The organism is Sulfitobacter sp. OXR-159 (assembly GCF_034377145.1).
GTDB lineage: Bacteria > Pseudomonadota > Alphaproteobacteria > Rhodobacterales > Rhodobacteraceae > Sulfitobacter.
This window is the reverse complement of record NZ_CP139710.1, coordinates 1-21,130: the sequence shown is the minus strand read 5'-3', so window position 1 is coordinate 21,130 and position 21,130 is coordinate 1. Positions and strand designations below refer to the sequence as shown.

The window sequence follows — 21,130 nt, the reverse complement described above, 5'->3', positions numbered from 1 at the left end:
CATCACAGATGGGGCAGGCGAATGATCCGCGCCATCATCCAGGCCTCGATCGCCAACCGCGTTATCATACTCGCACTGGCAATCATGATGGGCGTCGTCGGCGTCTGGGCCATCCGCTCGACCCCAGTGGACGCCATTCCCGATCTGTCGGACGTGCAGGTGATCGTGCGCACCCCCTATGCCGGTCAGGCGCCGCAAGTCGTCGAGGATCAGATCACCTATCCGATTGCGACGGCGATGCTGGCAGTGCCCGGCGCCAGCGCCGTACGCGGCTTTTCGTTTTTCGGCGACAGCTATGTCTACGTGGTTTTCGAGGATGGCACAGATCTGTACTGGGCACGTACACGGGTGCTGGAATATCTGGGGCAGATTACCGCGAACCTGCCCGAAGGCGTATCGCCGCAGCTTGGCCCGGATGCGACTGGCGTAGGCTGGATCTATCAATATGCCCTCATTGATCGCACCGGCGGACACGATCTGTCCGAACTGCGCACATTGCAGGACTGGTTCCTGAAATACGAATTGCAGACCGTCGATGGCGTGTCCGAGGTGGCCACGATCGGCGGTATGGTCAAGCAGTATCAGGTCGTCATCGATCCGAACAAACTGCGCGCCTACGACGTGACGCTCGCCCAGATCCGCAGCGCCATCGAGGACGCAAACCGCGAGACCGGCGGCAGCGTGATCGAGATGGGCGAGGCCGAGTACATGGTCCGCTCTACCGGCTACATCAACGAGTTGCCCGACCTTGCAAAGGCCCCGCTGATGGTGAACGCGCGGGGGGCGGCCGTCACATTGGGGGACGTGGCCGACATCCGACTCGGCCCCGAGATGCGCCGCGGCGTGGGCGAATTCAATGGCGAGGGCGACGCGGTGGGCGGCGTCGTCATCCTGCGCTGGGGCGGCAACGCGCTGGCCACCATCAAAGCCGTCGAGGCGCGCATCGAAGAGCTGCGTACAAACCTGCCCGAGGGGGTCGAGATCGTCACCACCTATAACAGGGCGGGGGTGATCGAACGCGCCATCGACAACCTGCGCAAGAAGCTGACCGAGGAATTCATTGTCGTCATTCTGGTCTGCGCCGCGTTCCTTCTGCACATTCGCTCATCGCTGGTCATTCTGGTGTCGTTGCCACTGGGCATTTCCGCCGCCTTCATCGTCATGAAATTTCAGGGCGTAAACGCCAACATCATGTCTCTGGGCGGGATTGCCATCGCCATCGGCGCGATGGTGGATGCGGCCATCGTGATGATCGAGGCCATGCACCGACGGCTGGAAAAGGAGAAACTGACCAACGAGAACCGCTGGCGAATCGTCAGCGAATGCGCCTCAGAAGTGGGACCGGCACTGTTCTATTCCCTTGCGATCATCACCGTCAGCTTCCTGCCCGTCTTCGTGTTGGAAAGCCAGGAAGGACGGTTGTTCAAACCGCTGGCCTTCACCAAGACCTACGCGATGGCCGCGGCGGCGATTCTATCCATCACGCTTGTGCCGGTACTGATGGGGTATTTCGTGCGTGGGCACATCGTGCCCGAGCGAAAGAACCCGCTGAACCGGATTATCATCTGGATCTACCGCCCGTTTCTGGATGCCGCCGTCGCCTGGCCCTGGGCGACGACACTGCTGGCGGGTCTGGTGGTGGCGTCGATGTGGTGGCCCTTGCAGCGGATCGGAAGCGAGTTCATGCCCGAATTGAACGAGGGCGATTTTCTCTACATGCCGACACTCTATCCGGGCATCTCCATCGGAAAGGCGCGGGAGGTTCTGCAACAGACCGACCGGATGATCGCCACGATCCCCGAGGTTCAGACCGTTCATGGCAAGCTGGGCCGTGCGGACACCGCAACCGACCCCGCGCCCCTGACGATGATCGAAACGACAATCCAGCTGAAGCCCGAGGCGGAGTGGCGCACGGGCATGACCATGGAAGGAATCCGCAATGCTCTGGACAAGGCCGTGCAGATTCCCGGCGTGACCAACGTCTGGATCCAGCCCATCAAGAACCGCATCGACATGCTGGCCACCGGCATCAAGACGCCGGTGGGCGTCAAGATCTCCGGCGCCGATCTGCGCGTGATCGAAGAGATCGGGATCGAGGTGGAACGTGCTGTCGCCAGCGTGGAAGGCACCGCGTCGGCCTATGCCGAACGGCCGATCGGCGGACGTTTCATCGAGATCACGCCCGACCGCGATGCGGCCGGGCGCTATATGATGAGCGTGCGGGACGTTCAGGACGTTGTTCAGACCGCCATCGGCGGGATGCAGGTCTCGGAATCCGTCGAGGGGCTGGAGCGCTATCCGATCAATATGCGCTATCCGCAGGAATGGCGGGACAGTCCCGAAACCTTGCGCGATCTGCCCGTCGTCACACCGTCGGGCGCGCATATCCCGCTGGGGGCGTTGGCCGAGGTAAAGATCGTTGACGGTCCTGCCATGATCCGTTCCGAAAACGCCCGGCGCACCGGGTTCGTCTTTATCGATATCGCCGGGCGCGATCTGGGCGGATATGTGAAGGAGGCCCGCGCACTCGTGGCCGATCAGGTCACGCTGCCGCCGGGCTATTCGATCACCTGGTCAGGCCAGTACGAGTATATCGAACGGATGCAGGAACGGCTGACGCTGGTCGCCCCCGCGACACTTCTGATCATAACCCTGATGCTGTTTCTGGCGTTCAACCGGATAATCGAAGTTGGCATCATCCTTGCGGCCCTGCCTGTGGCCCTGGCCGGGGGCGTGTGGTTCCTTTGGTATCTCAGCTTCGACATTTCCGTAGCCGTGCTGGTGGGCTTCATCGCGCTGGCGGGCGTGGCGGTAGAGACAGCCATCGTGATGCTGCTTTATCTCAATCTCGCCTGGGAAAAGCGTAAGGAACGGGCCATTCTTGAATCGAGGCTGATGACCGCGATCGATGTCGAGGAGGTCGTGTTCGACGGCGCCCTGTTGCGGGTGCGCCCCAAGATCATGACCGTTGCGACGATTTTCGCGGGCCTGATCCCGATCATGTATGGCACGGGGACCGGCTCGGAGATCATGCAGCGGATCGCCGCGCCGATGGTGGGCGGCATGGCAACGGCGACCCTGCTGACCCTGTTTGTGATCCCGTCCATCTTCGTGATCTGGAAACGGCTGGCCTTGAAGCGTGTTAACCGAGAATTGCAGCGCCAGGCCCCGACCGATGCAGTTGCCACCCTCGCCGAATGACACTTAAGGGCACCTCTAAAAATTGCCCCAACCCCGGTGCTGCGTTATCTTTGATGGGACGAACCGGCACAGGGGAGACGGCAATGACGCAGATGGGTTTCTTTGATCTTTCCGACCGCTATGCGAGCCTTGACGCGAAGAAGGACCCATTGGTTGAGATCGATGCGGTCGTGCCGTGGGAGGAGTTTCGTTCTATTTTGGATGAGGTTTGGCGCAAGCCTGATGCGGAGCGCAAGTCGCGCGCAGGCCGCAAGCCGATGGACACTGTGCTGATGTTCAAGACGCTGGTGCTGAGCGCACTCTACAACCTGTCGGACGATCAGATCGAATATCAGGTCCGTGACCGGCTGTCCTTTATGAGGTTTCTGGGACTTAGCCTTGCGGACCGGGTGCCGGATGCAAAGACGGTGTGGCTGTATCGCGATGCGCTGGCGCAGGCGGGCAAGGTGGAAGAGCTGTTTCGTCAATTTGACGGGTATTTGGCGCGGCAGGGGTATATCGCTCGGGGTGGGCAAATTCTTGATGCCTCTATTGTGGCGGTGCCGCGCAATCACAACACGCGCGACGAGAACGCGTCAATCAAGAAGGGCGAGAACCCCGAGCATTGGGAAAACAAGCCCGCCAAGCGCAGCCAGAAGGACGTGGACGCGCGCTGGACGAAAAAGCACGGCAAGAGCCATTACGGCTACAAGAACCATGTGAACGTCGACCGAAAGCACAAGCTGGTCCGGCGCTATCACGTCAGCGATGCCGCGCTGCATGACAGTCAAGCGGTGGATCACCTGCTGATGCGAGGCAATACCGGCTCCGGTGTGTGGGCGGATGCGGCCTATCGGTCCGAGGAGACGGAGGCGAAATTGCGCGCGCGGAAGCTGAAAAGTCACATCCACCGTAAGGGGAAACGCGGCAAACCTCTCACAGATCCCGCCAAGGGCAGCAATCGGACCAAATCCACCGTTCGGGTCCGGGTGGAACATGTATTCGGCGCACAGACCAACGACATGGGTGGCACCCTTGTGCGTAGCATTGGTCTGGTGCGAGCCAAGGCTAGGATCGGGATGAAGAACCTCGCATATAACATGCGACGCCTCGTTCAACTGCGCCGCATCAACCCGTGTCCGGCGTGAATACCGGGCGATCCAAGAACCGATCACGCGTCAAAGCATGACAAACAAGGCTTGAAGGCCGCAATACAGCGGTTGCGAGGCTCTGCCAATTGCAGGGATTAGCGACACGAAACCATGTTCACGCTTTGATCGGTCATCGTGGGGTATGATTGGCGTTGTCCAGTTCAGACCCTCATCGAAGGAGAAAGCGATCTTTACGTCGTATTGATAGCTGCCCGGCCCATTCAATTCCAACCAATGCGCTGCAAGCGTCCCATCGCTAAGCCCAACGACTGACGGAAAGTCGGCCCCAGTTCACAAACAGTGTCTCAGATTGATGAATTGTACGCGCCTCCGTCCAAGAGGTGCCATCGAACAGGGCCATCCGAACGGCGTTGTTACCTTCGGTCCAACTCATCACGATCCGACCATCGGGCAGTGTTGAAAGCGAGGGTTCACGTGCGTGATCCCCAACCGGTGCAATCAGTGGTCTGACTGGAAACAGAGGGGCATCTTCAGCCGCTACAAAGGGCGCACCGAGCATAAAAAGAGCCGTGCAAACGAATAAAAATCTAATCGGCCTCAACCTCCGGTCCAACCGAAACGAGATAAGCCCAGACTGCCTTGGCATCCGTTTCTTTCTTCAATTTGAATGACATGCCAGATTTCGCCTTGCTGTCGTTCAGAAAAGTCGCGAGGAACTTCTTCGGATCTGCAATATAGGCTACGAAATCGCTCTCGTTCCAGACCAAGCCATTCTCGCCCGCTTCACGAATAGAGTCCCGAAATTTATTCCCAAACATTTCTTCGGTCCCTGCTGTTCGGTTGTACACACCATAAAGATTTGGCCCAACCGCGCCACCCTTTCGGATAACGTCACCATCCGTCCTGACGATTGAGTGGCAGGCCTTGCACTTGTTAAATACCTTGTCTCCGGCTGATGCGTCGCCGGTTGCATGTCCATCGGCGAGAACACCTGTTCCGGACTATGCCAGTGCTAGCGTTGCGATAAATTTAGGTTTCATTCGTTTCTCTCCCCGTTGATGACAGTTATTATCTACTGGATGGCTGTTATGCTTTTGCCTCAGGTCGACAGGTCACTCAGTTAATTCCGTTTTCCCTTTGAAGAGCCCGTATATATGCCACGATATTCAATACTTCTGCTCGTGTTACGCCCTCGACAGCTGGCATGTTGCCAAACTTCCAATGGTGCGCCCGAACACCATTCTGTGCTGCGAGGACAAACGCCATGTCACCGTGGTGGCCCGGCTCATAAATCTTGTGCACCAGCGGTGGAGCAACGCCGTCCTGACCCTGCCCATTGACGCCGTGGCAGGTCGCGCAGGCCGCACCATAGGCACGCTTGCCGATTTGCTCTTGCTCGGTGAAACTTGGGGGCAGCCTGACAGTTGCAAGCGCACCTGCGGGAAGTGCCATTCTTTCGTCCGTCTGAGTACTCGTCTGGGAGTGGGTCGGCTGCAGGATGTACCATCCTGCCGCAGCAGGGAGTGGGCAAAACTTGGGGGTTATGCGGCTGCTCTTTGGTAGGCGCCGGTTAGCCGACCGTCGAGAACGGCGGCGCGGACAACCGCCACGCGGTGGGCTCCTTTGGGCGACCATCTCATGCGGCGGCGCTTGCCCATGCGGGTGTTCCCGATGTCGTCCACGCAGCCCTCTGCTCGGGAAGAAAAGACCGGAAGGCCTCTTCGATGTCGCTTGCCGTAGTTCGTCAGGTTGTCCATGTTGTTCGCAAGGTATGAATAGAGGTCTCGGCAGCGAGCTTGCACTCGCCGAGTGGCTTCAGTTGCCACGCGGTCATCTGTAACCAGCCGGGCGCAATCGACGATCAACCATTGCAGACTGGTCGTGGCCGTAAGAACTTTTCCATGCCAAAGGTACCATCGCAGCGTTTCGGCCGGACGTTTGAACAGCACTGGAATGCCGGAGAAACCCCTGCTCAGCAGCAGGCCTTTTACGGCGTTCTCGACGTGCTGAATACGCATCGAGATATGCCACCAGTCGAGGATGTGGCGTACCTTTCCACCGACGGCATTGCGGACGAGGTTTGGCAGGGCTGGTTCCCCGTCCGAAATTACCGTGACGGTTTGTTCGCGATCCCAACCGAGAGACATCAAGTCCCGGCGAAGCTGACTGGCAGGCGACAGGACCGCTTGTTGCACCAAGCCGAAGCGACGGCACCTATCGTGGCTTTCGATCTTGCCAACCACAACATCGAGGTGTCGCTTCTGGTATTCCGGCCTGCATCGGATATGCGCACCGTCTAGGAAAACCGTCAACGCAGGCGCCTCTTTGGCGGCTGAAGGAACCAACGGCTCAGTCTGCTCGCTGTCGCAGATTTCCCTGGCAACTTTGCCCAGTCGATTGCGCACCGATGTATTCACCTGCTTCGCGCAAGGTAGAAAGGTTTCCAGGATACGCGCCGCTTCCCGGAAGGAATGACGCGCCCCAAGTTCGGCCTGAAGGCGTCGCAGTTCCGGGGTCGATCGATCCGGAAAATAGTCAGCGAGAGGCGAAAGCGGTCCGCCCAAGACAACATCGGATTTTGCATTGCAGGCGCACCGGCGAATGCGCGGCGCTTTGACCTCGAACCTGCCGAAAAGCGTGTCGGGCACCCGCGACCGATAATCATGTATAGCCCGGACCCCGTCGCAGTCCGGACAGATCCTGCTGGCTTCGGAAATTTCCTCGATCTGGTCGCGCAGGATCGCATTCTGCAATTGCCCCAGGATCGTCTTCGCATCTTCGAGCAACAACCCGAAACCCTCAGGTTGCGTGCGCCGAAACGGGCGGGATAGGCGGCCGAGACGATGCCTCTTTGTGGTTCCGTTCTCGAAAGTCGTCTCGACAATAATTCGCACGTCCATGGTAGTTCCCCTCTCAATGAACCACTAGCATACACAGACACCCCCAAGTTTTGCCCACTCCCCCCGAACGCGTCGTGTCTCAGATTTAAGGGCAACGCGACAGCTGCCAACATCCACGTAGTCCCGGGTGAAGATATTCGAATGCAGGACGGCGGCAATTTGATTAGCGCCATTGCCCGCGCCGCTCTGCATTCTTCTGTACCGGTCAGGTCAAAATACGATTTGCATTCGTGCCCTGATCTCTTTTCCGTTCTCGCCGCTGGCCTGCTTGCCATCCATGTAGCTCAGACCAAGGCGAACGGCGTTGTTCGGGTAATAGTTGATGCCGACGGTGGTTTGCTTACCCTCTGTCGTACCAAGACCGACATCGCTGAACTTGCCGTATCCGTCCTCGTAGCGAAGCACTGCTTCCCATGCACCTTTCGAACTGCTTGGCTTCACCCGCTTGAACACGCCGTTGCTGTAGGGACGGCTTTCACCGGTCAGAATCCATCCTGCCTGAATGTAGTATCCGTCCACATCAACCCCGCCCGTGTCAGCGTTGAAGTATTCGGCCTGCGTGTGAAAGGGCCCCGATGCGGCCGCCAATTCGATGTTGTACGCATCGGTTTCGTTGGCAGGCAGAGCGGCATCACGGCTGGTAAAGCCGGCGCCAAGATGCAAGACCAGATCATCGGTCTGGATCGGGGCATAGGTAACGCGGCCGGTGATGGCCGTATTGCCGAAATCATCGCTGCCGTTGCCGGCCGCCTCGAAAACGCCCAGGCCGTAGGTCCAGTTGTCACCTGCACCGTGCAGTTGCACACCGGCGTTGCGGCCGGGCGCGTAGAATTCGGTCAGGGCCGAGCGTTCAAGCGATGATATGTCCTTCGAACTGGTAAGTTGCTCAAAGCCAAACGGTTCTTTTTGCTTACCCACTGTGATCCGGGCCATCTTGCCAAAACCGGTGTAGCGCAGATAGAGGTCCTCGGCGCTACCGCCGCCGGTACCGCTTTCGGCGAGATTGAACTGTGCCTTGAAGGCCCAGTCGAGATATTTACCCTGGAAAAAAATCCGTGCGCGACGCACATCGAAATCATCGCTCTTACCGCTGATGTCGGAATCGGTCGAATCGTAATCCCACTGCAGGCGCCCCCCCACCCGGAAAGACGCGGTACCATCAGCACTCTTGAAGGTTATCCCGCTCCCTGCCTTGAGGTTGAAACCAGAGGTTTCGTCGGCCTGCACGACGCCCGCCGCAGCGGCGAGCAATGCCGCCGGTATAAACTTCATTTTCATTTCGTGTTCTCCAATTCTGTCAGGGAAATGCCATCGAGGCATCCGCAAGAGTCTCTTTCAACCGGGTATCCGGCGGGGCTACAGGCTGGCGAATCCCGCCAAAGACCCTTGCCGCTGAATGGCAGGCGATTGTTACAGAATCATGACGGTTTCGGGCATCGCTTGGCTTCGCTTTTGGCCAGCGCGCAGACCGAAGCGGACGGCTTCTGAACGGGAATACACGCGCAGGGCCGACCCCAATTCGGCTCTTTTGTTTGCAGTGTCGTGGTGGCTGGCCGGACTGAGTTGAGCAAAGTGTAACGATCCGGGTCTGGTCGCGTCCTCTTGTTTGCTGTCTGCTGACCACTCGCCCCTACGAATTGACCGCATTGCAGAATCTTCTAGTATGAAACAGACTTGGGAAATCAAATGAGGTGCCACGGATGAGCGAACTTTCCCAATACGCGATCCTTTTCGGGCTGAGCGTCGGTGTATTCGGTTTCGTGCTCAGCCTCTATGGGTTCGCCCGGGCCATCGGGCGGGCGCGCGCGGAACCCGGCAAGGACGTGCCCGCCACCGCCGGCACCCTGTCGCGCGATCCGGTCTGGGTGCGCTACCATGCGCGTTATGCCGGTTATGCGCTGCTGTTTCTGGCCTTCGACATGGAGATGGCGTTCATGTATCCGTGGGCGGTCGTCTACCGCGAAGAAGGGCTGATCGCATTGCTCGACATGGGCGTTTTCCTGGCAATCCTGTTCTTGGGCCTGCTCTATGGCTGGAGCCAGGGCGCGTTGAGGCGGCAATGACCTTGGTCGGGGCGCGAGAGGGCGCGATGTCCGGGATCAGGCGGGCGGTCGCGGCGGCCATGGCGCGCGATCTGCCGGCCTTCGTGCTGCCCGGCCCCTCTGTCGCGCGGGCGATGGGGCTCGATCTGTCCGGGTCGCATCTGCGGCTTGTCGGCACCCCGCGCCATGCGAATCTGTTGATCGTCGTCGGCCCCTTGCCCCCCGGTCTGCGCGATGCCGCCGCCGTCACCTACGCGCAGATCCCGCGCCCCCGCGCGATCCTTGCGCTGGGTGCCGGCGACATCGCCCCGTTGCCCGATGCGGACGTGTCGGCCCCGCTGACCCAGGCCGGGCTGCACTCCGGGCTGGCCGATCTGCGCCGCGTGATCGCCGCGGGCGCGTTTCGCGCTGACAGCGGGGAGTTTAACGCCCCCGCTCTTGAGGTGCGCGTGGAATACACTTGCCCGATGCACCCCGAAATCGTCCGCGACGCCCCCGGAGACTGCCCCAAATGCGGCATGTTTCTGGTGAAGGCGGAAGAGGGGGAAAGCCACGGTCACGGGCACGGGCATGGCGGTCACGGTCACGAGCATGGCAGTGAAGCGCACGGAGCGCATGGTCACGGCGATCACGGCGGTCATGGCAAACAACAGGACCATTCCGGCCACGATGGCCACGATGGGCATGCCGGACATGGCGGCCACTCCGAGGCCGCTATCGACGGGATCGAGCCGCATTTCATGTCGATGGTCGAGATGACCGAGGGCCAGCCGCGCAGCAGCGACGGGTTGCAGATGGACTGGATCGAGGTGCCGTTCGGGCCGTTCTTTCCGGGCCTGCCCGCGGGGCTGCGCCTGACCCTGACGCTGGACGGCGATACCGTGGCGGGCAGCGAGGTCAGGAGCCTTGTGGGCAGGGCGGAACTGGTGGATGGCCCGCAGATGAGGGTGGCCGATTTCGTCGAGCGTCTGGCCGCGATGATGCCGCTCAGCCCGGTGGCCTATCGGACGCTGGCCTGCGCGGCGATCGAGGAGGCCGCGAGCGTCGACCCCGGCCATGACGCGCGCCGTGGCCGCGCCGCCGCGGTGGAACGCGAGCGGATCGCCAGCCACCTGAACTGGCTGGCCGAGTTCGGCCTGCAGTCGGGTTTTTTGTGGCTCGCCGCGCGCGCTGGGGCGTTGCAACTGGCCGTTCAAGGTGCCGACGTCGCCGGGATCGCCGCGCAGGCTGGGGCGATCCGGCGGCTGACGCGCCGGGTGCAGGCGGCCCCGTTGATGCGGATGCGGCTGAGACGCATCGCGCGCATCGGCAAGGACACCCCGGCGAGCGGCCCGGTGGACCGGGCGCGGGGTGGCGGATCGGATGCCCGTACGGGTGATCCAACGCTGAAGGATCTCGGGTTCGAAACGCGCGTCCGCAACGGCGGCGATGCGCTGGCCCGGCTGCGGCTGCGCTGCGACGAGATCGCCCAAAGTCTCGACGTGATCGCGGCCGCCGGGAGGATTGCTGTGCCGCAGGTGCCGGATGTGGACAGGGTGTCGGGCGAGGGCGCGGCCCGCATCGAAACACCGCGCGGAGCGGCGCAGCTGCGCGTGAAGCTGACCGATGGCCGGGTGGTCGAGGCCGATCTCGACACGCCGTCAGACGTGAACATCGCCCTTGTCGAAACGGTGACGGCGCAGCAGGAACTGGGCGATGCCTTGGCCGCTGTCGCCTCGCTCGACCTGTCGCCATGGGAGGTGCGTGGATGAGCATTCTTGTCGTTCTCCTGTCGCTCGCCGCCGGGGCCTACGCGCTGGCCGTCATCGAACGATGGGCCGTGCATGGGCACCTGAGCCTGACCGGTCCGGCCTGGGCCGCCCTGGCGCTTCTGGGGCGGGAATCGCTGCTGGCGCGCAAATCCGACCGGTTGTTCTTTGAGCTTGGGCCGGTGCTGCTATTGGTGGCGGGGCTGATGGCGGTGGCGGTGATCCCGCTGGCGCCGGGGCTTATCATCACCGACCTGGCCACCGGGGCGCTGTTTCTGAACGCCGCGCTGGCCTATGTGCTGGTGGCGCTGATCATGGCGGGCTGGGGTCCGAACGGGGCCTACGCGATGATCGCGGGCTGGCGGTTTCTGGGCCAGTTCATCGCCTATGCGATGCTGATCGTGATGCCGATCACCGCCGTCGCCATGCGGGCGGAGTCGCTCTCGACGGTTGAGATCGTCGCCTCGCAGGAACAACTCTGGAACGTGCTGTACCAGCCGATGGGGTTCATCCTCTTTGTCGTGGCGGCGATGGGGCTCGCGTGGTTGCCGCCGCTGGACCTGCCCGATGCGACCGGCGAATTGGCCGGCGGGGTCGAGGCCGAGTATACCGGCGTGCGGCTGGCGGTGCTGCGGCTGGCGCGGATGGTCATCATCCTGGCGCTGGCGGGGGCGACCGTGACCTTCTACCTGGGCGGCTGGCTGGGCCCGTGGCTGCCGCCCTGGGCCTGGAGCGCGATCAAGATCCTGGTCGTGGCCGCGGCCATGCTGAGCGTCGGGCGCTACATGCCGCGCATCCGCGAGGCGCGCTATCTGGCGCTGAGCTGGAAGCTGGGGATCTCGCTGGCGCTGGCCAATATCTTTGTCGTGGGCGTGATTGCGCTGGTGGTGCCGATATGACGGTTCAGATGATCTTTCTGGCGTTCTTCGGCGGCGCGGCGGTATGGTTCGGCGTCGTGGTCTTCCGCACCCATTCGATGGTGCGTTCGGCGCTGGCGCTGCTGTTTTCGCAAACCGCGATCGGGGCGATGTTCCTGGTCATGCAGGCTGAGTTTCTGGGCGTGTTGCAGATCATGATGATGGCCACGGAAATGAGCGTGATGGCGATCTTCATGGTGATGTTCATGATGGATCCGGGCGGCATGGGCAAAATGGACATGACCCACCAGAAACGCCTGTCGCTCTGGGCCGGGGGCATCGGGCTGCTGGCCGCGCTGTTGCTGGTCTGGCTGCCCGATTGGGGTCCGGTCGCCCTGTCCGTGCCGGGCGCGCATGAACAGGCCGCCGATTTGGGGCGCGAATTACTGGGCCGGTCGATGTTAATCTTCCAGTCGGCGGGTCTGACGATTCTGACCGCCATGGTTGCGGCCACGATGGTGGCCATCGTCCCCAACGCGGAGCAGCGCAAATGATTCTGGAACTCATGATTGCCCTCAGCGTCGGCGCGGGGCTGTTCGGTATCGGACTTTATGGCGCGCTGAGTCAGACCAACCTGGTGATGATCGTCATGGGGGTCGAACTGATTTTGGCCGCGGCCCTGGTCAACCTGGTGGCCTTCTGGCGCTACCTGCATCCCGACGAGCCTGCCGGTCAGATGTTCGTGCTGATCGTCATGGCGGTGATGGCGGTCGAGATGGCGGTGGCCTTCGGTATCGCCATCGCCCGGTTCCGGGTGCGCGGCTCGGTCGAGATGGAAGAAGCGCGGGAGTTGAAGGGATGACGATGCTGGCGCTCACCCTCCTTGCGCCGCTTCTGGCGGGCATCGCGGTGCTGGCCCTGCGGCGCGCACCCGAAGCGATTGCGCTTGCGGGCGTCGGCCTCGGGTTCCTCGCGGCGATGGCGGTTCTAGCGGGTGCGATTGCGGGCAATGCGGTGCAGATGGTCCTGCCGGGCCTGCCGCAAATGCCGCTGCGGCTGGTCGCGACGCCGCTGACGGCGGTCGTTTCGGCCATGGTGGCGACGGTGGCGGCTTTTGTGGTGGTCTATGCCGTGGGTTACATGCGCAGCGACCCCGAAAGGCCGCGCTTTTTCGGCATCCTGCTGCTGTTTGTCGCGGCGATGCAGGCGCTGGTGCTGGCGGGCGACTGGATCACCGTGCTGGCCGCGTGGGAACTGATCGGCTTTTCCAGCTATCTGCTGATCGGCTTCTGGCATGGCCGCGACGGCGTGCCCGGTGCCGCGACGCGGGCGTTTCTGTACACCCGCAGCGCCGATCTGGGGCTTTATCTGGGGATTTTTGTGCTGATCGGCTGGGCCGGCACCTCGGAAATCTCGGCTACATTGTCGATTAGCGGCACGCCCGCACTGGTCGCCGGGTTGCTGTTGCTGGTGGGCGCGATGGGCAAATCGGCGCAGGTACCGTTGCAGGACTGGTTGCAGCGCGCCATGGCCGGGCCGACGCCGGTTTCGGCGCTGCTGCATTCGGCGACTCTGGTGGCGGCGGGGGCGATCCTGCTGATCCGGGTGGCGCCGATGTTGCCCGGCGGGGCCTTGCTGGCAATCGGACTGGTCGGCGGCGTCACCGCCGTCGTTGCCGGTTTGATCGCGCTGGCCGAGCGGGATCTGAAACGGCTGCTGGCGGCCTCGACCTCCAGCCAGTACGGGCTGATGCTGCTGGCCATTGGCGCGGGGGTGCCGGTGGCGGCGCTGCTGCACCTTATCGCCCACGCGGCGATCAAGAGCACGCTTTTTCTGGGGGCGGGTGTGTTCCAGCATGATCGCGACAGCACCGACATGGAAGCGGTCGCGGGCGCGGGCCGGGCACGACCGCTGGTCCTTTCCGCCTTCGCCGTTGCCGCGCTGGCGCTGGCGGGTATTCCACCGCTGGCCGGCTTCTTTTCCAAGGACGCGATCCTTGCCGCCGCGCTGGCGGCCCCCGGTGCTGCGTGGCTGGCACCCCTGGCGCTGGCGGGCACGGTGCTGACCGGGGCTTATATGGCGCGGGCGCTGCGGGTGTTGTGGGGCGGCGAGGCACAGCCGGTTTCCGGCAAGGGCATGGGCTGGATGTCTGCGGGCATGGCGGTGCTGACGGCGCTGGCGGCGGGGCTTGGGTTCGCCTTTGCGCCGCTGGAACATCTGCTGGGCGCCGAACTGCCGCCGGAAGGAACCGCGATGATCCTCGGGCTTTTGGCGGCGCTGAGCGGCCTGGTGCTGGGCTGGTTCATCCAACCTGCCCGCCTGATGGGGCCGGTTCTGCCGATGGCGCAGCGCGGCTTTGCCGTCGCGGGCGGTATGGACGGGCTGGTGCTGCGCCCGTCGCTGGCTTTTGCCGCCGCCTGTGAAGGTTTCGAACGGCGTCTGCTGGCGTCGCAACTTGGCCTTGTGCGCATCCTGAGCCTTGGCACCGCATCCCGCGTCGACGCAGCCGACAATCGCCTATACGCCGCGACCCTCGATCTGGGCCGGTTGAACCTGCGCCTTGGCGACGGCGCCGAAAACACCGACACTCATGGCATCGACGGGCTGATCTTCGGCCTTGTCGCCCGGACAATCGCCGCCGGCCGCCGCCTGCGCCTGCTGCAAAGCGGGCTGATCCACCGCGAACTCGCCCTGACAGTCATGGGCATTGCCGTCATCGCGGCGGTGCTGCTGATCTTACCGATGTCCTCCTGAAGAAAGACGACCCCGCCATGCCCCTTCTCTCGATCTCCGTCTTTCTGCCGCTTCTTGGTGGCGTGCTGCTGATGGCCCTGCCAAACAAGTCGGCGCGCATCGCCCATGGCGTTTCCATCGCCACCACCGGGCTGACCTTCGTTGTGACGCTGGCGATCTGGGCGCGGGGCACGCTGCCGGACGGTTTCGCGCAGGTCGAGGAAATCGCCTGGATCCCGGCCATTGGTGCCGCCTACCGGGTTGGCGTCGACGGGCTGAGCCTGCCGCTGATCCTGCTGACCTCGCTGCTGTTTTTCCTGTCGGCGATCTATGCGGCGCGGATCACCGACCGCCCGGCGGTCTTTGTCGCGCTGATGCTGATGCTGGAAACCGCGTCGATCGGCACCTTCGCGGCGCTGGACGCGCTCTTGTTCTACGTCTTCTTTGAAGTGTCGCTGGTCGGCATGTATTTCATGATCGTCGGCTGGGGCTATGAAGAGCGCCAGCGCGCCGGACTGATGTTCTTCATCTACACGCTGCTTGGCTCGCTGCCGCTTTTGCTGGCAATCATCGGGCTGTATCTGGCCACGGGAAGTTTCGACATGCGTCTGTGGATCGAGACCCCGCCGCTGACCGGGCTGGCGGCGATGCTGGCGCTGATCGCGATGCTGTTCACCTTCGCGGTCAAGATCCCGTCCTTTCCGGTGCATACTTGGCTACCGGCCGCCCACGTGCAGGCCCCGACCGTGGGAAGCGTGATCCTGGCCGGCGTGATGCTGAAATTCGGCACATACGGCCTTGTGCGTTTCGCCTTACAGATGACGCCCGACGCCTTTGCGCAGGCCGGTCAGGTGGTGCTGGCCTTTGGCGTATTCAGCGCCCTTTACGGTGCCTTCGTGGCGCTGGCGCAGTCAGATCTGAAGAAGATGATCGCCTATACGTCGGTGAACCACATGGGCTATGTGGTGATCGGCGTCGCGGTGGCGGCGCTGACGCTGGACCCTGACCTGCGGGCGGTCGCGCTCAATGGTGCGACCTTGCAGATGGTCAGCCACGGCATCGTCACCGGGGCGTTGTTTTTTCTCGTCGGCATGTTGCAGTCGCGCGCCCACGAACGCGAGATGACCGCGTTCGGCGGGCTGCTGAGGCAGGTGCCATGGCTGGGCTGGGCCTTCGTGCTGTCGGCCTTTGCCTCGCTCGGGCTGCCGGGGCTGGCGCATTTCCCGGCTGAATTTCAGATCTTCCTGGCCACGCTGAATGCGCAGCCCTGGGCCATCGTGGTGATTATCGCCATTGTGGTAACGGCGGGGCTTTACCTGCGCGCGATCGCGGCGGTGTTTCTGGGCGAGCCAAACGAGAAATGGGCGGCGATGCCCGATCTGGACCGCGGCGAGATGCTGGCCATCGTGCCGTTGCTCATCCTCATCATCCTTATCGGGGTCGCGCCGTCCTGGTTGCTGGGCATGATTGATGCGACGATGCGGGCACTGCAATTCTAATGGCGCGCGACCTGTCCTTTCTGTTTCCCGAGCTGATGCTGGCCTCCACTGTCGTGCTGATGCTGGTGGCCGAGATGCTGCGCGCGCCCCGTCTGGCGTTGGCGTTCGGGCTGATCGGGCTGGGTCTGTCCACCGCGCTGACCCTTCCGCTGCTGGAGGCCGACACCACCGTCTTTGGCGGCACCTACCGCGTCGATCTGCTGTCCGGCTGGGCCAAGCTGATCCTGCTGCCAGGCACCGCGCTGGCGCTTCTGATGACGTGGGCCGAGATCGCCGGTAAGGACCGCGAGGGAAGTGTCTATACGCTGCTTTGCCTCGTGACGCTGGGGGCGCTGATGCTGGCGGGCGGTGGCGACATGATGCTGCTGGTCCTTGGCGTAGTGCTGACCGGACTGGGATCATTCGCAATGGTGGCCTGGCCGCGCGACGATGCGGCGACCGAGGCGGCGATGAAATATCTGGTGTTCGGCGCCGTCACCGGATCGGTGATGATCTACGGGCTGACCTTCTGGTTCGGTGGTGCCGGATCGACGCTTTTTTCCGAGCTTGGTGCGCTTCAGGACAAGCCGCTGATCGCGCTGGCGGGGCTGGTCGCGGTGCTGATCGGGCTGGGCTACAAGGCGGCGCTGGTGCCGTTCCAGTTCTGGGCACCGGACGCCTATGACGGCGCGCCGGTCTCGGTCGCGGCGTTCCTGTCGGTCATCACCAAGGTTGCCGCGATCTTCGCCTTTGCGCAGGTGCTGCGCGATCTGCCGGTAGCCACCGGCTGGCCGTTCGTCGTCGCGCTGATCGCGGCGGTGACGATGACATTCGGCTATCTGGCGGCGCTGGTGCAGACCAATGTCGTGCGGCTGCTGGCCTATTCCTCGGTGGCGCAGGCGGGCTATTTCATGCTGGGGATCGTGGCGCTTGGCACCAGCCCGCTGGCGCTGCCTTCGGTGATCGTGTTCGGCGCGGCCTATGTGGCGATGAACCTCGGGGCCTTTGCCGTCATCATGATCGCGGGCCGCGATCTGGACGATTTCAAGGGTTTCGGCCGCGCGCGCCCGGTGATCGGCGTGGCGATGGTCGTGTTCCTGCTGTCGCTCACCGGGATTCCACCGCTCTTCGGCTTTGTCGGCAAGGTGCTGCTGTTCGGCGCCGCGATCGAGGCCGGCTATCTGTGGCTGGCAGTGATCGGCATCCTCAACAGCGTGCTGGCGCTGGCGGTCTATCTGCGCATAGTGGTGTCGATGTATCAGGCGCGCGAGGGCGATGCGGGCCGGACTGAGATGGCGCCGCCGCTGTTGGTCGTTCTCTGTGCGACCGCGCTGGTCACGGCGCTGATGGGGCTATTTGCGGGAGTGTTTCCCGGCTGACTTAAGGCGCGGTTTTGTGCCAGTCGGTCAAAGTGGTGATCTTGCTATCTGTCGCGTAGCCCTTAATGGGAGTGGGCAAAACCTGGTGGTCGACGTGGTAGGGTAAGGTTTCGGAACAAGGCGGGACCCACCATGGATGTAAGCATTTTTATCGAGACGACGTTTGACGATGGAGAAACCAAGAGGCGCAATATCGGTCGACTTCGCCGTGCGCCGGATGAGTTTGGTTCCGAAAATTTAGGCCTTCTCCTAGACGACGCAAAGACCTTGTTGAGGCGCTTGCAGGAAGCGATTGTGCAAGATCAGGTCGGTGAAGCATTTGATGCTCGCCGGAAATGCGATGACTGTGGCAAACAACGCGCGATCCATGATGATCGAGGGCGTATTCTCGACACTCTTTTCGGGCGAATTCGGGTGAAGTGGCCAAGGCTTCGACGCTGCTTGTGCCAACCGGCTGAGGTCGCGAAATCTGGGCCACAATCACCACTTGCCGGGTTGTTCTCTGACCGTGCGACTGCCGAACTTCGGCGCCTGCAGGCTGAATTGGGGGCCAGGCACTCGTTTCGGGAAGCCGCTCGATTGATCGAAATGTTCATGCCCTGTTCGGCTCAATTGAACACGACCGTTCGAAATCGTTTGGGTCGCATCGCCGACGAGCTAGGCCACGAAGACGTAAGCCAAGGAGACGCGGATACAATCGCGCCGCCATCACCACTAACCCTTTTCCTAGATGGTGCGCACATACGATGTCGACCTGAATACCAGAAGCGGCACCTCGATGTTGTAGTCGGCAAGGTTGAAAGCCCCAATATGAGCCGGCGGTTTGGTTTCGTGCAGCAAGCCGCCGGTTCTCCTGCAAAGCAACTCCGACATGACCTGATCGCGCAGGGCTGGGACGGTCAGAGCAAAGTGACCGTGATTTCAGACGGCGAACCTGCACTGCCGAATTTGGTGAGGCGTGCCGTTCGAGGTCCCGTCACCCACATACTGGACTGGTGGCATATCTCGATGCGGGTCAAGCACATTGAAAATGCGGTGCGGGGCCTTCTGCAATCGAAGGGCTTTTCAGGGTTGCCGCTACTCTTCGAGCGACCTGCTGATACACTGCGTTGGTACCTTTGGCACGGCAAAGTGATGACCGCCGCGACAATCCTCAAGGTTCTTCAGATCGATTGCGATCGTCTGCACGCCGAAACCCGAGAATTACGAGAAGCGGCCAGGCGCGTCAAAGCCCGGTGCCAGGATCTCTATTCCTACCTTGCGAACAACTTTGACGCGCTCGTGGACTACGGCCATCGACCCCGGAATGGCCTCGCAGTTTCGTCGTCTCGGGCAGAAGGCTGTGTTGATGACATCGGCAACACCCGCATGGGCAAGCGGCGGCGCATGAGATGGTCACCGCGGGGCGCGCATCGGGTTGCCGTCACTCGGGCCGCTGTGCTTGACGGAAGGCTAGGCGTCTCAAAGCGGGCCGCTTAACCACCAAGTTTTGCCCACTCCCGTTGGATTTCCCATCTCACAATTAAGGGCTACGCGACACATGGATTTCGATGCGGATGTCGCGGCTGTAGTCATCGCCCAGAAGAGCCCTCACCCGCGCCTCGACCGCGCCGCCTGCGTCATGATCCGTATGCACAACCTCCGGCTCTTCGGTCAGGTTGAAACGGATCAATGGAGAGGTCGCGGCGCGAATGATCTGGGGGTGCAGCTCCGGAGGCGCGCCTTCGATCAGTTGTGCTACATTGGCGGCCCGTCCGGCGGCTTCCGCGCCGATCGCCGCCTGCACGGCGAGTGTTCTTTCGTCAACGAAGAACCAGAGGCTCACCGCCTGCGCCACGACGATAACACCCAGCACCAAGAGTGAGATCTGCGTGCGCAGTCTCCACGGGCGCGTTTTCACGAACTGACCTCGACATCGCAGGTCAGGCTGTAACCGCCGTTGCGCACGGTGGAGATGACACGGGGGCGCAATACGTCCGGTTCGATCTTGCGGCGCAGGCGGCTGATCTGATTGTCGATCGTCCGGTCAAGCGGTCCGGCCACGCGCCCCGCTGTCATTTCCAGCAGCTCATCGCGGCTCATGACGATACGCGGGCGTTCGAGCAGGATGGACAGGAGTTTCAGCTCACTGGAGGTTACCTGATTGCGGGTGCCGTCCGGGGCGGTCAGGGTCCGTCCGTCATAGTCCAGTTCGAGATGGGCGAACCGGATGCGCTTGCCCGCGAATGGGTCCTGCGGAGGGCTCTTCTCGCTGCGTCGCATGATGGCCCTGATCCGGGCCAACAACTCGCGCGGATTGAAGGGTTTGGAGAGATAATCATCCGCGCCGCCTTCCAGACCCTCGATGCGGTCGTCGTCCTCTCCGAGGGCGGTCAGCATCAGGACCGGTGTGCCGCACTCCTGACGCAATCTTTTGCACGCAGTCAGCCCGTCTTCGCCGGGCATCATCACATCGAGCACGATCAGATCGAAAGAATGTCTTGCGCGCTGAGCGTCCATCTCTGCGGCACTTTCGGCGACCGAGGTTCGCATGCCGTTCCGTTCGAGATAGCTTGAAACGGAATTGCGGATCTCGTCATGGTCGTCGACGACCAGAATGTGGGCAGGTTCGCTCATACCCGGTGTATATCAAACCGCCGGTGTAAATGTCCGCCCCCTCTTTGTAGCCAAATGTAACGGCAGTTTGACGCGTCGCGGGAGCAGGGGGGACAATAGGAGCCCTCAAGTCTGCGACAGCGCATGTTCCGGCGGTCTGCGGATCGCCAGCCGGTGCACCCCGGCGGATTGCTGTTCTTCCATGCGGGGCGGCGTCCCGGCGAAGAAGGTCGTGATTTCCTGATACCTGATCCGCGTATCCTCAAGCGCCTGATAGTATCGGAAAAGCTCCTTCAGTGGGGCCGAAAAGTCTTTGTGCGCGGCGAGGACCGCGACCAGTGCCCCAAGCGTGATCCGGCCTTCGATGACGAAATATCCGCCAAGTGAGTAGAACAGAAACGGTGTCAGCGCCGTCAGAAAGTTGTTGAGCGCCTTGATGAAGAACTTGAGACGAAAGATCCTTCTGCGTACCTGCTCCAGCGCCTTGAAACTAGCGCCCGCCGCCGACAGGCCGGACGAGGCGCCCTGTCGTTCGCGCAACTGCTCGCTCAGTTGCCTGCCAAGATCGCGGACCTCTTTGATCCGGATACGCGACAGGGTGTTCACCCGGCGCTGCAGCTTCGGGAGCAGAATAAGCTGAATGGGCAACACGGTCAGCGCGGCGGCACCCAGGATCGGGTCCTGAATGAACATGAACAGCAGAATGGTGAAAAGCGTGCCACCCTGCAAAACCGGCAGGGTCAGGACTTCGGCCGCGAAGCCGCCGATGGGTTCCACTTCCTGTGCGAGTATTGGGACGATCTCGCTTTGCTCGGACGCCTCCGCATCCGAGCGCCACCGCCGATAGATCAGCAGCCTGAAGCGTCGGAGAAACCGCTCCGCCGTATAGCCCTTGAAGACGTTGAGCGTGTATTTGATGAGTCCGTTCAGGCTGATCGACAGCAAATACAGCCCGCAAAGCAGCAGCAGGAATATGACCTGATCCAAACTCTGGCCCAGAACCTCGACCGGGAAAGTCGCGGATTCCAGCGCATTGTTCACGATCTGCTTGGGCAGTTCCAAGGTCAGATACAGGATCGGAAGCGCGAGAAGGCTCAGCATGATCA

17 protein-coding genes and 1 pseudogene are annotated in these 21,130 nt (G+C 62.1%); 11 read left to right on the top strand and 7 right to left on the bottom strand.

Translation table 11 applies throughout. From position 1 onward, the window contains the following. The first annotated feature begins 21 nt into the window (after nucleotides 1–21). Nucleotides 22–3,201 carry a CusA/CzcA family heavy metal efflux RND transporter gene (locus T8A63_RS20065; RefSeq protein ID WP_322346510.1) on the top strand — a complete coding sequence of 1,060 codons (3,180 nt, stop codon included), beginning with the start codon at nucleotides 22–24 and terminating at the stop codon, nucleotides 3,199–3,201. A gap of 83 nt (nucleotides 3,202–3,284) precedes the next feature. Next, nucleotides 3,285–4,328 carry an IS5 family transposase gene (locus T8A63_RS20060; protein ID WP_322346509.1) on the top strand — a complete coding sequence of 348 codons (1,044 nt, stop codon included), beginning with the start codon at nucleotides 3,285–3,287 and terminating at the stop codon, nucleotides 4,326–4,328. A gap of 551 nt (nucleotides 4,329–4,879) precedes the next feature. Here T8A63_RS20060 and T8A63_RS20055 read toward each other — a convergent pair. The 4 genes from T8A63_RS20055 to T8A63_RS20040 all read right to left on the bottom strand — a co-directional run bounded on the left by T8A63_RS20055 (nucleotide 4,880) and on the right by T8A63_RS20040 (nucleotide 8,470). Next, nucleotides 4,880–5,110 (bottom strand): c-type cytochrome, encoded by a 231-nt coding sequence (locus tag T8A63_RS20055; RefSeq protein ID WP_009827263.1) that lies wholly within the window; start codon nucleotides 5,108–5,110, stop codon nucleotides 4,880–4,882. Between the two features lie 298 nt (nucleotides 5,111–5,408). Further along, complete coding sequence (locus tag T8A63_RS20050) at nucleotides 5,409–5,837, bottom strand: c-type cytochrome (protein ID WP_037954993.1); 429 nt, start codon at nucleotides 5,835–5,837, stop codon at nucleotides 5,409–5,411. After that, nucleotides 5,834–7,192, bottom strand: coding sequence for an ISKra4-like element ISSusp4 family transposase (locus T8A63_RS20045; protein ID WP_322346505.1), 1,359 nt, complete (start codon nucleotides 7,190–7,192; stop codon nucleotides 5,834–5,836). Before T8A63_RS20045 ends, T8A63_RS20050 begins: the two co-directional genes overlap by 4 nt. A gap of 210 nt (nucleotides 7,193–7,402) precedes the next feature. Next, a complete protein-coding gene (locus T8A63_RS20040; protein ID WP_009827261.1) occupies nucleotides 7,403–8,470 on the bottom strand; it encodes an OprO/OprP family phosphate-selective porin in 1,068 nt (355 codons plus the stop codon). Nucleotides 8,471–8,892: 422 nt separating this feature from the next. Between T8A63_RS20040 and T8A63_RS20035 the strand changes: the two genes are divergently transcribed. The 9 genes from T8A63_RS20035 (at nucleotide 8,893) to T8A63_RS19995 (ending at nucleotide 18,908) form a co-directional block, all read left to right on the top strand. Continuing rightward, a complete protein-coding gene (locus T8A63_RS20035; protein ID WP_009827260.1) occupies nucleotides 8,893–9,255 on the top strand; it encodes an NADH-quinone oxidoreductase subunit A in 363 nt (120 codons plus the stop codon). A 26-nt stretch (nucleotides 9,256–9,281) separates the two neighbouring features. Continuing rightward, complete coding sequence (locus T8A63_RS20030; protein WP_322346504.1) at nucleotides 9,282–10,985, top strand: heavy metal-binding domain-containing protein; 1,704 nt, start codon at nucleotides 9,282–9,284, stop codon at nucleotides 10,983–10,985. Further along, nucleotides 10,982–11,881, top strand: a complete 900-nt coding sequence (locus tag T8A63_RS20025; protein WP_067939422.1) for a complex I subunit 1/NuoH family protein — start codon at nucleotides 10,982–10,984, stop codon at nucleotides 11,879–11,881. Before T8A63_RS20030 ends, T8A63_RS20025 begins: the two co-directional genes overlap by 4 nt. Next, nucleotides 11,878–12,393, top strand: a complete 516-nt coding sequence (locus T8A63_RS20020; protein WP_067939419.1) for an NADH-quinone oxidoreductase subunit J — start codon at nucleotides 11,878–11,880, stop codon at nucleotides 12,391–12,393. Before T8A63_RS20025 ends, T8A63_RS20020 begins: the two co-directional genes overlap by 4 nt. Continuing rightward, entirely contained in the window at nucleotides 12,390–12,701 is a 312-nt protein-coding gene (gene nuoK, locus T8A63_RS20015) for an NADH-quinone oxidoreductase subunit NuoK (protein ID WP_237273860.1), read from the top strand. The genes T8A63_RS20020 and nuoK overlap by 4 nt, the downstream gene beginning before the upstream one ends. Nucleotides 12,702–12,703: 2 nt before the next feature. Next, complete coding sequence (locus tag T8A63_RS20010) at nucleotides 12,704–14,593, top strand: NADH-quinone oxidoreductase subunit L (RefSeq protein ID WP_322346500.1); 1,890 nt, start codon at nucleotides 12,704–12,706, stop codon at nucleotides 14,591–14,593. Between the two features lie 17 nt (nucleotides 14,594–14,610). Then, complete coding sequence (locus T8A63_RS20005; protein WP_322346499.1) at nucleotides 14,611–16,071, top strand: NADH-quinone oxidoreductase subunit M; 1,461 nt, start codon at nucleotides 14,611–14,613, stop codon at nucleotides 16,069–16,071. Then, nucleotides 16,071–17,429, top strand: a complete 1,359-nt coding sequence (locus T8A63_RS20000; RefSeq protein ID WP_322346497.1) for an NADH-quinone oxidoreductase subunit N — start codon at nucleotides 16,071–16,073, stop codon at nucleotides 17,427–17,429. The genes T8A63_RS20005 and T8A63_RS20000 overlap by 1 nt, the downstream gene beginning before the upstream one ends. A gap of 132 nt (nucleotides 17,430–17,561) precedes the next feature. Continuing rightward, on the top strand, nucleotides 17,562–18,908 hold the full coding sequence (locus T8A63_RS19995; RefSeq protein WP_009827252.1) for an ISKra4-like element ISSusp3 family transposase: 1,347 nt from the start codon (nucleotides 17,562–17,564) through the stop codon (nucleotides 18,906–18,908). A gap of 61 nt (nucleotides 18,909–18,969) precedes the next feature. Here T8A63_RS19995 and T8A63_RS19990 read toward each other — a convergent pair. The 3 genes and pseudogenes from T8A63_RS19990 to T8A63_RS19980 all read right to left on the bottom strand — a co-directional run. Continuing rightward, nucleotides 18,970–19,329, bottom strand: a pseudogene (locus tag T8A63_RS19990) (two-component sensor histidine kinase); the annotation flags it as partial. Continuing rightward, the gene (locus tag T8A63_RS19985) at nucleotides 19,326–20,045 is read right to left on the bottom strand and encodes a response regulator (RefSeq protein ID WP_067264430.1); all 720 of its coding nucleotides are present in this window, start codon (nucleotides 20,043–20,045) and stop codon (nucleotides 19,326–19,328) included. The pseudogene T8A63_RS19990 and the gene T8A63_RS19985, both read right to left, overlap by 4 nt. 105 nt (nucleotides 20,046–20,150) lie before the next feature. Further along, nucleotides 20,151–21,125 carry an ABC transporter transmembrane domain-containing protein gene (locus tag T8A63_RS19980; RefSeq protein WP_416153266.1) on the bottom strand — a complete coding sequence of 325 codons (975 nt, stop codon included), beginning with the start codon at nucleotides 21,123–21,125 and terminating at the stop codon, nucleotides 20,151–20,153. Nucleotides 21,126–21,130 lie beyond the last annotated feature (5 nt).

Coding starts and splice junctions, on each gene's coding strand:
- T8A63_RS20065 (WP_322346510.1), top strand. CDS start 22: ATGATCCGCGCCATCATCCAGGCCTCGATCGCCAACCGCGTTATCATA.
- T8A63_RS20060 (WP_322346509.1), top strand. CDS start 3,285: ATGACGCAGATGGGTTTCTTTGATCTTTCCGACCGCTATGCGAGCCTT.
- T8A63_RS20055 (WP_009827263.1), bottom strand. CDS start 5,110: ATGTTTGGGAATAAATTTCGGGACTCTATTCGTGAAGCGGGCGAGAAT.
- T8A63_RS20045 (WP_322346505.1), bottom strand. CDS start 7,192: ATGGACGTGCGAATTATTGTCGAGACGACTTTCGAGAACGGAACCACA.
- T8A63_RS20040 (WP_009827261.1), bottom strand. CDS start 8,470: ATGAAAATGAAGTTTATACCGGCGGCATTGCTCGCCGCTGCGGCGGGC.
- T8A63_RS20035 (WP_009827260.1), top strand. CDS start 8,893: ATGAGCGAACTTTCCCAATACGCGATCCTTTTCGGGCTGAGCGTCGGT.
- T8A63_RS20030 (WP_322346504.1), top strand. CDS start 9,282: ATGTCCGGGATCAGGCGGGCGGTCGCGGCGGCCATGGCGCGCGATCTG.
- T8A63_RS20025 (WP_067939422.1), top strand. CDS start 10,982: ATGAGCATTCTTGTCGTTCTCCTGTCGCTCGCCGCCGGGGCCTACGCG.
- T8A63_RS20020 (WP_067939419.1), top strand. CDS start 11,878: ATGACGGTTCAGATGATCTTTCTGGCGTTCTTCGGCGGCGCGGCGGTA.
- nuoK (WP_237273860.1), top strand. CDS start 12,390: ATGATTCTGGAACTCATGATTGCCCTCAGCGTCGGCGCGGGGCTGTTC.
- T8A63_RS20010 (WP_322346500.1), top strand. CDS start 12,704: ATGCTGGCGCTCACCCTCCTTGCGCCGCTTCTGGCGGGCATCGCGGTG.
- T8A63_RS20005 (WP_322346499.1), top strand. CDS start 14,611: ATGCCCCTTCTCTCGATCTCCGTCTTTCTGCCGCTTCTTGGTGGCGTG.
- T8A63_RS20000 (WP_322346497.1), top strand. CDS start 16,071: ATGGCGCGCGACCTGTCCTTTCTGTTTCCCGAGCTGATGCTGGCCTCC.
- T8A63_RS19995 (WP_009827252.1), top strand. CDS start 17,562: ATGGATGTAAGCATTTTTATCGAGACGACGTTTGACGATGGAGAAACC.
- T8A63_RS19985 (WP_067264430.1), bottom strand. CDS start 20,045: ATGAGCGAACCTGCCCACATTCTGGTCGTCGACGACCATGACGAGATC.
- T8A63_RS19980 (WP_416153266.1), bottom strand. CDS start 21,125: ATGCTGAGCCTTCTCGCGCTTCCGATCCTGTATCTGACCTTGGAACTG.